A 15,263-nucleotide genomic window follows, 5' to 3' on the forward strand; every position below is an offset into this window, starting at 1 on the left:
CCGGCGCCGCGCCAGCGACCGCCCCTGACTCGGCGCAAGGGCCTGTTGCAGATGATCGCCGCCGGGGTGCTGCTGATCTACTTCCTGGGGTTGCCGCTGCTGGTGTTGCAGGCGCGCCTGACTCGCGATGACAAACCGGTGCGGCAGGTCTCGCTGGGGGTGGGGGCGCCGGATAAAGCGCAGGGGCAGGCGGGGGGATCAGGTCACTGAGGGGCGCCACGCGCGGCCGTTCGTTTTTTCAGGGGTGCTTTGCGCCCCGACGGGAGCAAGCGCCCTCGCCACAGGGGGTGTGGCGAGGGCAGGCTTCAGGCCAGTGGATGATCGCTCAGCGCGTGCTCGCCTTGAGTGCCGGTCGTTCCTTGCGCGCCGGCAGGCAGGCGGCGTAGGCCAGGGCCTCTTCCCGGGTCCCGAAGGAACTCAGGCGGTCACCCTGGGTGCAGACTCGCCAGGGCCCATTGTTCACGCTGAGCACGTCGTAGCCGTTGATATGCATTTTGTTCAGCATCGCAACGCTCATAGTCACCTCCTTATCGCCACTCCATCTCGACCGAGACCGAGTACATGGCCTGGACTACCTTACACCCGGCTTGGCGGGTCGTGCCCGCCAGACGTCGGGACGGCGCCGGCGCTGGCGCCTCACTTTCTCTTCAGGTTGGCCAGCGGATCGTAAGCCCGGGAGCGCTGCTCGGACGGCTCATCGTGCTTGTCCAGCGGCGCCTTGGCCGGGCCGATGGGGTCGACTTGCGGGTCGGCCAGGTCCGGGGAGTCGGGATCGAACCCCAGATCATCCTGACCTGAACCATGCTCGGACGATCGCGGCCCGGTGGGTGTTCTGGCACTCATGTGCACCTCCTGCTCAGGGCTCGGCAAAAGCGCCGGCCTACAGCTAAGAACCCCCACGGCGTGCAAGGTGCAAGGCACCTGACGAATGGCCGCCGCGGCTTATGGCGTCTCGACCGGGCTCTCCAGGACCAGGCCCTCCAGGCGCTGGCGCATACCGGCACTGGCCGCGGGCCCGGCCTGCACCGTGCACTGGTCCAGGGGCACCAGGCGCCCATCGGCCACATCCACCATCATCGGTTGCAGCGGGCGCCCGCTGCCGCGCTCGACAATCTGCACGCTCTCGCCCTCGGGGGCGTAATGGCGGTTGCCCCAGGCCACCAAGGCCAGCAGCACCCCGGCGAAATCCTCGCCCTTGGCGGTCGGCACATACTGGTAGCGCAGCGGGCGCTGGCTGTAGGCCTGGCGTTCGAGCAGGCCGTCCTCGACCAATGAGTTGAGGCGCCGGGTCAGCATGTTCGGGGCGATTTCCAGGCTGCGGGAAAACTCCTCGAAGCGCCGCAGCCCCTGCAACGCATCGCGCATGATCAGGATGCTCCACCACTCCCCTACCCGCTCCAGGCTCAGGGCAATCGGGCATTCGGCGTGGATCAGGGTCTTGCGCTGCATGGGGTCTCCTTGGACGAGCGGGCGGGGTGGGCCAGGACTTTTATCGCCGTGCCATGTTACTTTCATAATGATAGTGACGTCCATAAGACGCTTCCCCCCAAACGCTGAAGGAGCTGGACCCTCATGAACAAACGCATAGTCGTCACCGGCATGGGCGCGCTGACCCCACTGGGTTGTGGCGTCGAACAGATCTGGCAACGCCTGCTGGCTGGGCAATCGGGGATCCGTCGCCTGCCCGAGGAATTGATCGGCGACCTGGCGATCAGCATCGGTGGCCAGGTCCAGGACCGCGGCCAGGACCCCGAAGCCGGCTTTGATCCCGACGCCCTGCTGGCGCCCAAGGAACAGCGCAAGATGGACCGTTTCATCCTGTTCGCCCTGGCCGCCGCCGAAGAAGCCCTGGCTCAGGCGGGCTGGCATCCCGAGACCGCCGAGGCCCAGGAACGCACCGCCACCATCATCGCCTCGGGCGTGGGCGGTTTTCCGGCCATTGCCGAAGCCGTGCGCACCACCGACAGCAAGGGGCCGCGGCGCCTGTCGCCGTTCACTATCCCGTCGTTCCTGAGCAATATGGCGGCCGGCCACGTGTCGATCCGCCATGGCTTGAAGGGTCCCCTGGGCGCGCCGGTCACCGCCTGCGCCGCCGGGGTCCAGGCGATTGGCGATGCCGCGCGGATGATCCGCGCCGGTGAAGTCGATGTCGCCGTATGCGGTGGCGCGGAAGCCGCGATCCACCGCGTGAGCCTGGCCGGTTTTGCCGCCGCCCGCGCCTTGTCCAGCGATTACAACGACAGCCCGCAGCGCGCCTCGCGGCCCTTTGACCAGGCCCGGGACGGGTTCGTCATGGGCGAAGGCGCCGGCCTGCTGGTGATCGAGGAGCTGGAGCACGCCCTGGCCCGTGGTGCGACGCCGCTGGCGGAACTGGTGGGCTACGGCACCAGCGCCGACGCCTATCACATGACCGCCGGCCCGGAAGATGGCGATGGCGCACGCCGCTCCATGCTCCAGGCATTGCGCCAGGCCGGGGTGCAGGCCGCGCAGATCCAGCACTTGAACGCCCACGCCACCTCGACCCCGGTCGGCGATAAAGGCGAACTGGCGGCGATCCAGACGCTGTTCGGCGCCGGCAGCGGCCTGGCCATCAGCTCGACCAAATCCGCCACCGGCCACCTGCTGGGCGCCGCTGGCGGGATCGAGGCGATCTTCACCGTGCTCGCGCTGCGCGACCAGATCGTGCCCGCCACCCTCAACCTGGAAACCCCCGACAGCGCCGCCGCCGGCCTCGACCTGGTCAGCGGCCAGGCCCGTCCATGGCCCATGGAGTACGCCTTGTCCAACGGCTTCGGCTTTGGCGGGGTCAACGCCAGCGTGCTGTTCAAGCGCTGGGGGTAACTCGCCGGGCCTGCAACGGGCGTTGATCGAGCGCTGAAGTTCCGCCGCCCGCTACCGGGGCGGCGGGATATTCAGGATTTAACCCAACGTATCGACACTCCAAGAATAATCCTATAGTTATATAAGATATTTCTGACAATCAACTTAACTATTGCAATTGCACAATCGATATGAACGTTAATAACTTGGTCCACAGCCGACAGACAGCCCCCCGCCGCTAGTCAAGTGAATGTTATAAAAAGTCAGCCTCATGCAGTGGCTCGTGTATTAATATTGCGACGCCAGCACACATGAGTTATTTACATGATGGATACCGAGAACAGCACTAGGGGCACTACAAAGAACCTTCTCGCGACTGACCAAGTCTGGGTCCTGACGGAGCCACCAAGACAACTGCCCGCTGCCAACCTTACGCAAACTTATTTAATAAGCGCCAAGGACAGCTATGGCCATCCCGCCAACTTTCAAGCTGCCAGCATCGTCGTTGTAACCATCGACAGACCCGCCACACTGGACAAGGGCGTGCAACTTATCAAAGACATACGCAACCTCCCTTCAATGCAACCGGTATTGGCGATACTCAACTACCGAGTGCTACAGGCCAAGATTGAGTGTTACTGGGCCGGTGCCGATCACTGCATCACCGCCAATAACAACCCTGAGCAACTCCAGTCATTGATTAACAGCCTGATCCAGAGTGAAGAATGGCAACCCACCCTCAGGCTGACTCTCGATGAACACTGCCTGCACTTATGTAATGGCGCGCAAAAGCTTGAGTTGACGTACCAGGAAGTTCAGGTATTGCACGCACTGGTCAATACGCAAGGGAATATCCTGCACCATCACCGCATGGCCGAGCTCATGGACTTGAACATCAGGATCTACGGCCCGCACATTCTGGAAAAAGCCGTCAGCCGGCTACGCAACAAAGTCAAAAAAAACTTTGGCGTCAACATCATTCACAGCGTTCGCGGGTATGGCTACCGACTGCTGCGCGGGGTCGTTTCGTTAAAGCAGATCAATAAACACTGAACACAATGCCCTGGGTTCGTCCAACACGGCCCCCAGCGCCGGGAAGCCCTCCTCAACGGACGCCGCTCCCCCACCTTGAGTGACCATCGGCAACGCCCTGCACCTTCACAACCGGTCTGAGTCGGCTGCGGATACCCACTGAGCGAGCAACGCCGATACAGCGTCCCAAGCACCTCATTCACTAGGAAGGAACCCTATTATGAGCACCTTGCATAAGCGATTAGTGGTATTCAACCCAGCCTTGATGGCCCAGCCGTCCATTGAGTTGATGGTTGGCCAACACCTGTACCTGAGGCTTGAAATCGAGCCTGCCCCCCCACCCCCCAACCACCGCTACCTCGTTTATCTACCACCTGAACCATCCGTTGCGTGCGCCGTTGAAGCGTGCGCGATCAAGGCTCTGCCCGACAGTACCCAGCCAAGCCTGAGCCCCCCTGGCCCGGTTCACGCCAAACCGCAACAAATCGCCCGCTTTGGCGTGCGCAGTACGTTGCACCAGCCGATGGCCGATGCGAAGAATGTGACGCCCATCAGTCAAACCCAGCAGGCCAGGAGCCACTCGGAGACGTGGTGGTTCAATGCCGACGCACGCACGCTATTTACAGCTGAAACCACTATCACGCTGACAACTATTGAGACATTAATGCTGGCGCAACTGGTTATCAGTGAGTGTCGCGTACTTAGCCGGGATGATTTGATTCAACGTATCGAGAAAGACCCACAATGCTACAGCGGTCTTGAAATGTGCTTGAGTCGATTGCAAAAAAAGTTCAAGAGTGCCGCCCACGGCGAACGCCTTGTACGCTCGGTTAGAAACCGGGGCTACTGCCTGACACAAAGAATACACCTTGCCTGACTCTCCCATTCAAACCATCAACGCCTGGCCGATGCTTTTTAAACCAGCAACAACCGAACTAACGGCCCCATGACACCCTGTGATCATGGGCCCACTCGCCACCATGGCTTATTACACTCACCCGCTGTTTTCCCGCTGATAAAAATAATCACATCCACGCCCGCCCACTCTTTTAAAACACCCTTCTTTTTATAACTGTGGCCAATAAGGCAATCGTTATAATTGGTCAGACACTGAACAGCGTCGTGTCGTTAATGTATCAAACCAAAGCACGATGTCTTTCTTTGGGCACCGGCTGCCGAGTGCAATCAACTATTGCTTGAGGCTCTATGTCGGCTTTCGTTATCTGCCCAAAGATAAAACCTCGAATGCCAGTGGTACTGGAACACCCCCAGCGCGTGATCGTCACTCACGGTCGACACGCACAACGCGGCGTATGCCCGAGGGAACCCGCCATGATCCATAACCGCATTCAGCGCAACCCCATGACCAGGGGGCTGACATTCTGGGGGCAATGGGCCCTCGCCCTGGTCACCGTCAATGGCTGGTTGTTCGCCCTGACGCTCTACCAGACCGGAGAAATCGCCCCCCACTACCGGGTGCTCGCGGCGCTGACCGTGCTGGGGTCGCTTCCGGCCTATTCGCTGCTGCAGGTCTACCACAAGCGCCACAGCTACCGTGCCGGCCTCGGGCGCTTGCTACTGGGCTGGTTGCTGACCCTGAGCGGGTTGACCAGCATCGGTTTTCTGAGTAAGACCAGCCAGTTGTTTTCCCGGGAAATCATCCTGGTCTGGGCGGTGACCGGCTACGGCCTGCAAGTGCTGCTCTATCTGCCGCTGCATGGATTTTGCCGGCACTACTACCGGCAATTGCACAGTCAATACAACACCCTGATTCTCGGCACCGACCCGCTGGCGGTGAAGCTGGCAGACCAACTGGCCAGCAGCGAATTCCCGCCTCTGGTCGGCCTGATCCGCGCCAACGCCAGCCCGGCGTCGGGCCGCGACTGCCCCCATCGGGTCGTCGGCCACCTGCACGAGTTGCGTGAGCTGATCAGGATTCACCAGATACGCCGCGTGTACATCACCCTCCCCCTGACCGAAGCCAAGCAAGTCGAAGCGCTGTACATCGACCTGCTGGACGCCAACGTCGACATGGTCTGGGTGCCGGACCTGGGGCGCATGACCACCCTCAACCACTGCGTCAGCGAAATGAACGGCTCGCCGGCGATTCACCTGAATGAAAGCCCCTTGACCAGCCACCCCACGGCGGCCCTGAGCAAAACCCTGCTCGACCGGGGCCTGGCGGCCCTGGCGTTGTTGATCTTGAGCCCGCTGCTGCTGGTGATCGCAGTGGCGGTCAAGCTCTCATCCCCCGGGCCGGTGATTTTCAAACAGGCGCGCCATGGCTGGAACGGCCAGATCATCCAGGTCTGGAAGTTCCGCTCGATGCGCCTGCACCACGACCAGCAAGTGCGCCAGGCCGGCCGCGAGGACCCACGGATCACCGCCATCGGGCGCTTTATCAGGCGCACCTCCATCGACGAGCTGCCGCAACTGGTCAACGTGCTGCAAGGGCATATGGCGCTGGTTGGTCCGCGCCCCCATGCCGTGGCCCATAACGATTACTACACCGGCAAGATCCGCGCCTACATGGCCCGCCACCGGATCAAACCGGGCATTACCGGGCTCGCGCAGATCAGCGGCTGCCGGGGTGAAACCGAAACCCTGGACAAGATGCAAAGGCGCGTGGAAATCGACCTCACCTACATCAACAACTGGTCGCTGTGGCTCGATATAAAAATCCTCTGCAAGACCCCTTTCACCCTGTTCTCCAAAGACATTTATTGAAGCCGGGGCCGACCTCACCTGACATTGGAAACTGCATATGCGCCGCCTCAGCCGCCGCCAGTTACTGGCCGCCACCACCTGCGCCGTGAGCGCTCAGAGCCTCGCGGGACTCACCCTGGCGGGCCCCGCCGCCGATGCCCAAGGGCCGCCCATCAACTACACCCCTGACACCGCCGCCGACCACATCGGGTTTATGCAATCCGCCGCCGGCAACCCGCCACGCACGGTCGGCGATCAATTGCGCGAACGCTACAGCCTGCTGGATTTCATGACCCGGGCGCAGCGAGAAGACGTCACCACCGGCCGCTCCCTGCTCGACCATACCGCAGCCCTGAACCTGGCCCTGGCCTCGGGACATGAGATCCACATGCCCGGCGGCGTGTTCAATGCCCGCTACCTGGAACTGCAGGACGGCTCGCGCCTGATCGGCCAGGGCCATATTGCCGGGCGGCAAGGTGTCCAGCCCCACAGCGGGACCTTGATCAGGGCACTGCCCAGCACCGAATCAACCTTCGTGCGCATGGCCGCCGGCAGGGTGCGAGGCGTGTTGCTCGAAGGCCTGACCCTGGCCGGCGACTACCTGCACAACCCCATGCAAGATGGCATCAGCCTGCAGGGCCGAGTGGCCGGGAGCGACGGCGGGCTCTGGGATTTCGAGCTGCGCCGGCTGTTTATCAAGGACTTTGCCGGTGATGGCTTGAAACTGCTGGGCGGCTATCGCGACACTCAGGCGCCCATGCAGTTTGGTTATGTCTCCCACGTGCTGGTCGAACGGCCGGTGGCTGCGGCCCGGTCCTTGGTGCTGATGGGCCAATGCGAACATATCGAGTTCGACGAGTGCCGTTTCGATGGCGTCTACGGCCTGGGGCCCCAAGGTATCGGCTCCTACCTGGGGCGGTTCAGCCCGCACTTCGACATCAGGCCCAACAACCTGACGTTTACCAACCCCAGCTTCCAGCGCGCCAGTATCGGCCTGGATATCGACCGCTGCGAAAACATCGTGCTGGTCGCCCCCTGGTTTGAAACGGTGACCACCGCCATCCGCCAACAACATGCGTCGGTCGGGCTGGAGTTGATCGCGCCGCGCTTCGCCAACGTCGTCACTGGCCTGGAGTGCGGCAGCCACTGCATGGCCTCGATGCGCTCGCCGATTGCCGCCGGCAGCATCGGCAACCTGGTGCTGGGCAGCGGCCATGGCGGCATCCGCCTGGATGCGGTGTCCAAACCTGGCGTCAGCACCCAGGGCGTACATCCGACGCTGGAGTTGCCGGCCACGAGGCAGTTGGAGGTCAAGGCTCACCCCATGGTCAAACTTGAGTGCAGCCCGGGGCAGACACTGGAGACGATCACCGGCCAGCACATGCCCGGCCAGACCCTGACGCTGCTGGTGCACGGCAATCCGCTGCGCGTCGCCGCCGTCGGCGGCAATCTTGCCCTGGGCAACCTCGGGCCCTATACAGTGCTGGCCCCCGGCAGTTGCATCAGTTTTATCCGTACCGACGCACCCGGCATCGCCTCCTGGCAGTGCATCGCCCTGATCTGAGCCGAGCCCGTCATTCAACGCATGCCGCGCCAGGCAATCAGCAACCCGGTCACGACTCCCAGGCTGTTGGCCAGCATGTCGCCGATTGAGGCGGTGCGCAGCGGCAACCAGGCCTGCACCCCTTCGATCAGCAGCCCGAGCAGCAGGCAACCCAGGGCGATCCAGAGCCATCTGGCCCGGGGAAACGCCAGGCGCGCACTCAAGGCAAACACCAGAAAACCCAGCCAGTGGTGCAGCTTGTCTTCCTCGGCGAACATTTGCTCGATCGGCTGCTCACGTAACCCGGCGCACAGCAGCACCAGGGTCACCACGCCCAAGCCCAGGGCCCGTAGCCAGAACGGCCGCTTGAGCAAGTAATGCAACACAACACCCATGGTTCGAGACTCCCGATGCTGGGGTGACGCTCGCACCTTACCGGCTGCTGGCTTCACCCAGGTTATTGGCGGAACTGGCACCCACCCCGATCAGCGTGGCGCTCGGCAGCAGTTGCCGGATCAGGCGGTTCCAGCGTGTCACCCCCGCCGCCCCGACATAGACAATGTCCTGGGGCTGCAAGTCGAACTGGCTGGCCAACATCATGGCCGCCGGTGATCGGGCATTGAGCTGGTAGACCCGGGTCGGTTCACTGAGCGGATCCGCGGCGCCGCGAATCACATACACCGCATTGCCATCGGCGGTGTTCTGGTTCAAACCGCCGACAATGCCCAAGGCATCGATCAGGTTGATCGAACGGGTCTTGAAGCTCAGTGCCCGGGGTTGGTTGACCTCGCCCATCAGGTAGATGCGCTTGCGATCGTTGTAGGGCAGGTACACCTGATCGCCATCCTTGAGGTAGACCCGGTGCAACTGCGATTGCGGCTGATTGAGGCTGTCCAGGTCCAGCCGGTACTCGCGACCGTCGCGGGTCAGAGTCAAGCCGGAAAAATCCGCGTTCATCGGTTCGACCCCGGCCGCCCCCAGGGCTTCGAGCAAACCCAGGGGGCGGCTGTTGATCGACTGGCGCCCGGCGCGGCTCACCGCACCGGATACCACCACGCTCTGGCTGGCGAAGCGCAGGACGCTGACATCGACCTGGGGGCTTTCGATAAATTGCGCCAGCCGCTGGGCAATGAACCCGCGCAACTCTTCGACGGTCTTGCCGGCAGCCAGGACGTTGCCGATGTACGGATAAAACAGCGTGCCGTCCTGGCGAATCAGTCGGCCGTTGGCTTCGGTCTGCTGTTGTGATCCCGAGGGAATGGTCAGGTCGGGGTGGTCCCAGACCGTGATAAACAGCAAGTCATTGGCCCCCACCCGGTAGCCGTCCGGCTCATAGGCCAACAGCTCTGCCGGGACCGACCAACTGATACGAGTCGCCGCCTCCTGGGCGATCCATTGCGCGGTGATGGGAATAAGCTCGAACCGCCCGCCCTCAAGCGCAGCGTCCCCTTGCCACTCGCGCGGGTCCAGATGCTGCCCCGGGGCAAACACGCACCCCTGCGCCCCTGCGCCCATCAACAGCACCAGCAGCACGCGGCCCATCATCGCGGCGGCGCGTCCGTCGCCGGCAGCATCTCGCAGTGGCGGCCAAGGTGCGTCATTGCCCCGGCTCCCCGGCCAACACCTGGGCCAGATACAGGCCGTAGCCGGTCTTACCCAGCGCGCTGGCCTGCCTGGCCAACTGCTCGGCCGACAACCAGCCCTGACGAAAGGCCACCTCCTCCAGACAGGCCACTTTCAAACCCTGGCGCGCCTCGATGGTCTGGACGAAATGCCCAGCCTCCATCAACGAGTCATGGGTGCCGGTGTCGAGCCAGGCAAAGCCACGCCCGAGCACTTGCACATGCAGGTCGCCGCGCTGCAGATAGGCATTGTTGATGTCGGTGATTTCCAGCTCGCCGCGCGCTGACGGCCGGACTTGACGGGCAATCTCCAGCACATCGTTGTCGTAGAAATACAGGCCCGTCACCGCGTAGTTGGACTTGGGTTGCCGGGGTTTTTCTTCGATCGACAGTGCCCTGCCCCGCTGATCGAACTCAACCACGCCAAAGCGTTGCGGATCGCTGACGCGGTAGCCAAAGACCGTGGCGCCATGGCTGCGCTGCACGGCCTGGCGCAAGGTCGCACTGAAGCCATGCCCATAAAACAGGTTGTCCCCCAGGATCAGCGCCACCGGGCTGTGGCCGATAAAACGCTGGCCAATCAGAAACGCCTGGGCCAGGCCATCGGGTGACGGCTGGCAGGCATAACTGAGCTCGATGCCGAAGCAACTGCCGTCCCCCAGCAGGTTGCGGAAAGCGGGCAGGTCCTGCTCGGTGGAAATAATCAGGACCTGGCGAATGCCTGCCAGCATCAGCACCGACAGCGGGTAATAAATCATCGGTTTGTCGTAGATCGCCAACAACTGCTTGGAGACGCCCCGAGTGATGGGATGCAGGCGAGTGCCGGAGCCTCCTGCCAGAACGATTCCTTTCATAGTGGGATTCCTTTACAGCGGGGTAAAAACACCCTGCACGGGCCATGGCATCAGGGGTGTTTGGGGTACCAGTGGTTCAGCAACTGCTCGTACTCAAGCAAGATGCGTGGCCAGGTGAAACGCTGCACGAACCGCCCACGGCTCGCCGCGCGCATTTGCTGCCAGGCGCCATCGTCGTCCAATAAACGGGTAAACAACGCCGCACACTCGGCACCGTCCTTGAAGTACGCCGCGGCGTCTTGCGCCACCCAGCGGTTGAACCGGTTGTCATGGGCAAGCACCGCGCAGCCGGCGCCCAGGGCTTCGACCAGGGACGGGTTGGTGCCGCCGACACGGTGCCCGTGCAGGTAAAAGCGGCAGTAAAAACGCAGCGCCTGGACCACCTCCCTGTCGTAGATGGCCCCGGGGAAGATCACCTCGGCGCTGGCCGCCTGCATGACCTGTCGATGATAGGGATGGCGCTCAGGCTGGAAGTCGCCCAACACCAGCAGGCGATGGTTACGCGGGGCCGCGCTGAAGGCACGGACCATTTCCAGGAACGAGTTTTCCGGTTCCGGCCGGGCAATGATCACCGAGAACCTGCCGGGTTCCAGGCCATAGGCCGCCAGCAGGCCTGCGTCGGCCTCCAGCACCTCGTCGCCGCCGTAGGCAATCATGCTGATCTTGGCCGCCGACACCCGGGTGGCCAGGTGTTCCTGGATCTGTGGGTGATCGGCCACCAGGTGGTTGCCGATCCAGCACCCGGCGCGCTCGTTGAGCCAGAACCAGGTCTTGGCCAGCGCGCCCCACTTGTCCCGGCGCCACTCGACACCGTCCATATTGATCAGGTTGGTCTGGCCTTTCAGCCGTTGCAGCAAGCCGAAGATCGCCGTGTTGTAGCCCAGGGTCAGAAACAGGCCGCTACGCGAGGTTGCATCCAGGGACGCCTTCCAATCAAACACCACGGTGCCCAGCGCGCCGCCCTGGCGCACCGCAATGTGAATCCGCCGGACCCCGCGCCAGGTGCTGTAGATGGTGGCGCCCGGCCCCGGTTCCTGGCAGTAGACATGCACCTGCCAACCCCGCGCGGTGAGGTACAGCGCCAACTGCTGGGCGAAGGTTTCAAAGCCGCCATGTTGCGCCGGCAGCCCGCGTATGCCGAGGATGTAGAGGTTATTGACGGGCATGGCGCATCCCCGCGAACAAGGTCGAGCACTTGCCCTGGAACGCCTCCAGGCGAAAGTCCCCGGCCCGGGCCTGGGCGTTGGCCGAGAGCCGCCGATAGGTGTCGGGGTCTGCGGCCAGGCGACACAGCGCACGGTAAAGTTCCTCGGTCTGGTAGGCGCAGATCAGGTAGCCCTCGACGTCGTCGCGCACCAGCTCGGCGGGGCCGCCCACCGGCGGCACAATCACCGGCAAGCCGTGGGCCATGCCTTCAAGAATGGTCAGGCCGAAGGTTTCCACCCAGCCATCGGTCCGCGACAGGTTCAACAACAGGTCGGCATCCGCGTAAAACTCCGACAGATCGCTTTGCCGCGAATGCAGCGTCAGGTTGCCCGGCACCCCAAGGCGCCGGAAAAAGTGTTCGACTTCAGCGTCGCTGGCATTGAGCACCAGGGTGAAATTCAAGTGCGGGTGGTCGAGGCTGCGCCGGGCCAGTGCCAGGAACTCCAACACGCCCTTGTAGACCTTGAGTGAACAGACCATCAACACCGTAAAATCCGGGCCCTGCCTGATCCGACAGCGTGGTGCAAAAGGTGAGTCCAAGGCGTTGTGAATCACCACCTGGGGCAGCTTGGCAAAACCTTCGACCCGGTGCAGGTAGTGGGACACGAACACCACCTGGGAGCAGGTCCGGGCAATCACCAGACTCAGAAACCGCTTCAGCAGATCGGGCTTTATCGAGGTTTCATGCAGGTGGTAGTACACCGGGATCCCCAGCAGCTTGCCGGCCAGGGCGGCGCCAAACGGCAGCATGGTATTGAGATAGAACACCACGTTCTGCCGCCGATATTTAAGGCACTGCACAAACAACAAGCCCTGGGACACCAGGTAATACCCCAGGGTCAGCAGCTTGTTTTCCGAGCGTCGGTAAAACAGCCGCTGCTGCACGTCGCCCAGCCCGGTCAGAAAGCCTTCGCCCTGGGCACTGGTCAGCACGTGGGTGGGGATGCGCTGGTGGGTGGCCGCCTGGATGACTTGCGACAGCACCTTGGGGCTGCCGCTGCGGTCGTTGAACAGATGAATGAACACCAGCTTCTTCATAGGCATGGTCAGGCTCTTTGGCTGAGGGAACGGCTGAGGGTGCAGAAGCGCTCGGCAAGCGCCATGCACACCCAGAAAATGGCAATCGAATGCGCAGGAATGGTCTGGCTGGAAAAAGCCATCGCCAGGAAGAAAGCCAGCAACGCCGCGCCGATGCGCACCTGATAACGATCGACCGTCGGGTCCACGGCGATTCTTCTCACCGCGCGCAGGCAACGCCGGAGCACCAGAACGATGAAGGTGAAGAACACGATAAAACCCACCACCCCGGTATCGTTGACGATGGCCAGGGGCAAGTTGGAGATCCAGGCGCTGCGGTGGGTGCCCGAACCGACCAGGTCGGGGGCGAAGGAATAGATTTCGCTGAAGCTGTAGATGCCATTGCCGAACAGCGGGTTCTCGACAATCGAGTTCGCCGCCAAGGCCCACATGATGAAACGCGTCTTGGCCGAATGCGTGCGACTCAGCAGCTCGGTATCGGCGAACGCCGAGGCGATGAAGTACGCCAGAAGACCGATGCTCAGCAGCAGCAACACAGCCCCCAGCAGGTACTTCACCAGGTCGCGGTTGCGGTAGGCGCGCGGGTAAATCAGCACCCGATACAGGCCGATGGAAATGATGTAGGAGACCCAGGGCGCCCGCGAAAACGAAAACAGCACCGAGCTTTGCAAGCCCAACACCAGCACCCACCACCAGAGCTTGCGCCGGTAACCCAGGGCCAGCACCGTCAGGCTCATCAACGAGACAAAGACCCCGAACAGATTGGCCTCGTAGATGCCGCCGCGAATACGCGTCCCCCCGCTGCCCTCTTGCAGCCAGTGCAGCGCCAGCGCCGGCAGCGGGAACTTGCTGATCGACAGCAGATAAACCAGCGACAGCACCGGGCCAAAAAACCAGGTCAGCAACAAGTAGGTGCGGGACCGGAAAATGCTGAAGGGGTTGGCCTTGAGCCAGATCACCACGTAGTAAAACGACGCCGCCAGCAGCAGCCCCACATACATCTTCAGCGACCACACCGGCACCGGACCGCAGGCCGAGGCATAGAACGCCAGGGCCAGCCAGACACTGAGGATGGCGCCGGTGGTCGGCAGGCGCAGGGCGACTCTGGAGGCCAGCAGCAACAACACCACGCCGCAGAAAATCGGCGCGCCCAATACTCGCTCGAGGGTCAGATTGTTGCCGCTCAGGGACCATTCGATGTTGTTGAACACCACGGTAAAACCAATGATCACGGCCAGCAGATACTGCAGGCTGAACCCCGATGGCCCGGAGCGGACGCGCTGCTGATCAGTCATGAGCATTCAATCGGCACCCGCCGCCGGGTAGTCCAGCAGGGCCTCGTCCAGGTAACGCCAGGTGCGGCTCCTGAGTTGCTCCAGGCGCCGGTGGCTATGGCTGAAATCCATGGCTTGATCGAGCAGCGCATCGAGCTGGCCCAGGTCGCTCACCAGGCGCGCACCGAGGTCGATCTGGTCGAGAAAACCTTTGATCCGGTTCAAGCCGTTTTCCGGCAGCGCCGTGACAAAGGGGATGCCGAAATTCACGGCAAAAGCAGTGCCGTGGAATGAGTTGGTGATGACAAAAGCCGCGTTGGCGAACAGAGAAACGTAGTCCGCCGGGCTGGCATCCATGATGTGCCGGTTGCAGCGGTAGCCCAGGAACGGATCCTGATCGATGGCCACCAACTCCAACCCCAGCCGGCGCCGGACCTGCTCGATGGTGGCCCGGACCAGAGGACCTTTCTTCAAGGTGTAGACGAGGATATACGGCGCCTGCGCGACCGGCGCCGGCTGCCGCAGATCGAGGCTGTGCAGCCACTGTTGCTTGTCCAGCAGCAAGGTCGGGTCCAGGGTGTGCTCGACCACCCGCGTGCCCAACAACTCGCGCAAGGCCTGGGCCGTGTCGGCTTCGCGCACGGCGATGCGGTCAAGGCGACCCAGGGCCTGGACGACCTGGGCCCGTTCCGGCGCCGAATAGCAGTACGAACCGGCGCTGGAGGAAAACGAGATATTGCGGCGCGCCTGGGAAAACGCCAGCAGGTAATTCAGGTCCAGGCCGCCGGTGATGGTCGGGTTCCATATCTGATCGCTGCCGCACACCAGGCAATCGAACCCACGGGACAAGGCTTGCAGCGCTTGCGCATCGGCGCAGGCGGCGGTCAGTTGGTAGTGGCGCTGCATGAACTGCTTGAACCTGGCGATCAACCGGCGGCGCGCGCCGATCCGCAACACATCCTTGCCGGCGCGCAACAGGCTACGGGGGCTGGCGTCCAGCCGGATCAGGTGCAAGGTGCTTGCCAGGGCCTTGCTTTTGTAGTCGACAATCTGCACCTCACCGTAGCGCGACAGTACGTTCTGGCTGGCGAACGCTTGCAGCGTGCCGCCGTAGCTGTTGGCGTGATGGATGGTGATCAAGGCAATTTTCAAGGGGCAGCGTCCTTTG

At 62.7% G+C, this 15,263-nt stretch carries 16 protein-coding genes; 6 read left to right on the forward strand and 10 right to left on the reverse strand.

What is annotated here, in order from left to right; genetic code table 11:
* Positions 1 to 210 (forward strand): hypothetical protein (locus CF161_RS33235; RefSeq protein ID WP_020300050.1); only part of this gene is annotated, 210 nt, incomplete at its 5' end.
* Between the two features lie 115 nt (positions 211 to 325).
* On the opposite strand, the gene CF161_RS28230 is transcribed toward CF161_RS33235, so the two are convergent.
* The 3 genes from CF161_RS28230 to CF161_RS28240 form a co-directional block, all read right to left on the reverse strand.
* Positions 326 to 517 (reverse strand): hypothetical protein, encoded by a 192-nt coding sequence (locus tag CF161_RS28230; RefSeq protein ID WP_020300051.1) that lies wholly within the window; start codon positions 515 to 517, stop codon positions 326 to 328.
* Between the two features lie 119 nt (positions 518 to 636).
* Complete coding sequence (locus tag CF161_RS28235; RefSeq protein WP_020300052.1) at positions 637 to 843, reverse strand: DUF6021 family protein; 207 nt, start codon at positions 841 to 843, stop codon at positions 637 to 639.
* Positions 844 to 942: 99 nt separating this feature from the next.
* Positions 943 to 1,449, reverse strand: a complete 507-nt coding sequence (locus CF161_RS28240; RefSeq protein WP_020300053.1) for a helix-turn-helix domain-containing protein — start codon at positions 1,447 to 1,449, stop codon at positions 943 to 945.
* 123 nt (positions 1,450 to 1,572) lie between these two features.
* Between CF161_RS28240 and fabF the strand changes: the two genes are divergently transcribed.
* From fabF to CF161_RS28265, 5 genes are all read left to right on the forward strand, one after another.
* A complete protein-coding gene (fabF, locus tag CF161_RS28245) occupies positions 1,573 to 2,841 on the forward strand; it encodes a beta-ketoacyl-ACP synthase II (RefSeq protein WP_020300054.1) in 1,269 nt (422 codons plus the stop codon).
* 303 nt (positions 2,842 to 3,144) lie between these two features.
* Entirely contained in the window at positions 3,145 to 3,873 is a 729-nt protein-coding gene (locus CF161_RS28250) for a winged helix-turn-helix domain-containing protein (protein WP_020300055.1), read from the forward strand.
* A gap of 199 nt (positions 3,874 to 4,072) precedes the next feature.
* Complete coding sequence (locus CF161_RS28255) at positions 4,073 to 4,729, forward strand: helix-turn-helix domain-containing protein (protein ID WP_020300056.1); 657 nt, start codon at positions 4,073 to 4,075, stop codon at positions 4,727 to 4,729.
* Positions 4,730 to 5,184: 455 nt separating this feature from the next.
* Positions 5,185 to 6,579: an undecaprenyl-phosphate glucose phosphotransferase gene (locus tag CF161_RS28260; protein WP_020300057.1), complete on the forward strand. Its 1,395-nt coding sequence runs from the start codon at positions 5,185 to 5,187 to the stop codon at positions 6,577 to 6,579.
* Positions 6,580 to 6,616: 37 nt separating this feature from the next.
* Positions 6,617 to 8,122 (forward strand): hypothetical protein, encoded by a 1,506-nt coding sequence (locus tag CF161_RS28265; RefSeq protein WP_020300058.1) that lies wholly within the window; start codon positions 6,617 to 6,619, stop codon positions 8,120 to 8,122.
* Positions 8,123 to 8,136: 14 nt separating this feature from the next.
* On the opposite strand, the gene CF161_RS28270 is transcribed toward CF161_RS28265, so the two are convergent.
* From CF161_RS28270 to CF161_RS28300, 7 genes are read right to left on the reverse strand one after another with little or no spacing between them, the layout of a single operon-like run.
* A complete protein-coding gene (locus CF161_RS28270) occupies positions 8,137 to 8,496 on the reverse strand; it encodes a VanZ family protein (RefSeq protein WP_020300059.1) in 360 nt (119 codons plus the stop codon).
* A 37-nt stretch (positions 8,497 to 8,533) separates the two neighbouring features.
* Positions 8,534 to 9,646: a polysaccharide biosynthesis/export family protein gene (locus CF161_RS28275; RefSeq protein WP_020300060.1), complete on the reverse strand. Its 1,113-nt coding sequence runs from the start codon at positions 9,644 to 9,646 to the stop codon at positions 8,534 to 8,536.
* A gap of 52 nt (positions 9,647 to 9,698) precedes the next feature.
* Positions 9,699 to 10,577, reverse strand: coding sequence for a glucose-1-phosphate thymidylyltransferase RfbA (gene rfbA, locus CF161_RS28280; RefSeq protein WP_020300061.1), 879 nt, complete (start codon positions 10,575 to 10,577; stop codon positions 9,699 to 9,701).
* Positions 10,578 to 10,627: 50 nt separating this feature from the next.
* A complete protein-coding gene (locus tag CF161_RS28285; protein ID WP_020300062.1) occupies positions 10,628 to 11,743 on the reverse strand; it encodes a DUF1972 domain-containing protein in 1,116 nt (371 codons plus the stop codon).
* Complete coding sequence (locus CF161_RS28290; RefSeq protein WP_156882745.1) at positions 11,730 to 12,827, reverse strand: glycosyltransferase family 4 protein; 1,098 nt, start codon at positions 12,825 to 12,827, stop codon at positions 11,730 to 11,732. Before CF161_RS28290 ends, CF161_RS28285 begins: the two co-directional genes overlap by 14 nt.
* 2 nt (positions 12,828 to 12,829) lie before the next feature.
* Complete coding sequence (locus tag CF161_RS28295) at positions 12,830 to 14,116, reverse strand: O-antigen ligase (RefSeq protein ID WP_156882746.1); 1,287 nt, start codon at positions 14,114 to 14,116, stop codon at positions 12,830 to 12,832.
* A gap of 6 nt (positions 14,117 to 14,122) precedes the next feature.
* Positions 14,123 to 15,247 carry a polysaccharide pyruvyl transferase family protein gene (locus CF161_RS28300; RefSeq protein WP_020300065.1) on the reverse strand — a complete coding sequence of 375 codons (1,125 nt, stop codon included), beginning with the start codon at positions 15,245 to 15,247 and terminating at the stop codon, positions 14,123 to 14,125.
* Between the last annotated feature and the right edge of the window lie 16 nt (positions 15,248 to 15,263).

Source organism: Pseudomonas sp. CF161 (assembly GCF_000416215.1).
Lineage (GTDB): Bacteria > Pseudomonadota > Gammaproteobacteria > Pseudomonadales > Pseudomonadaceae > Aquipseudomonas.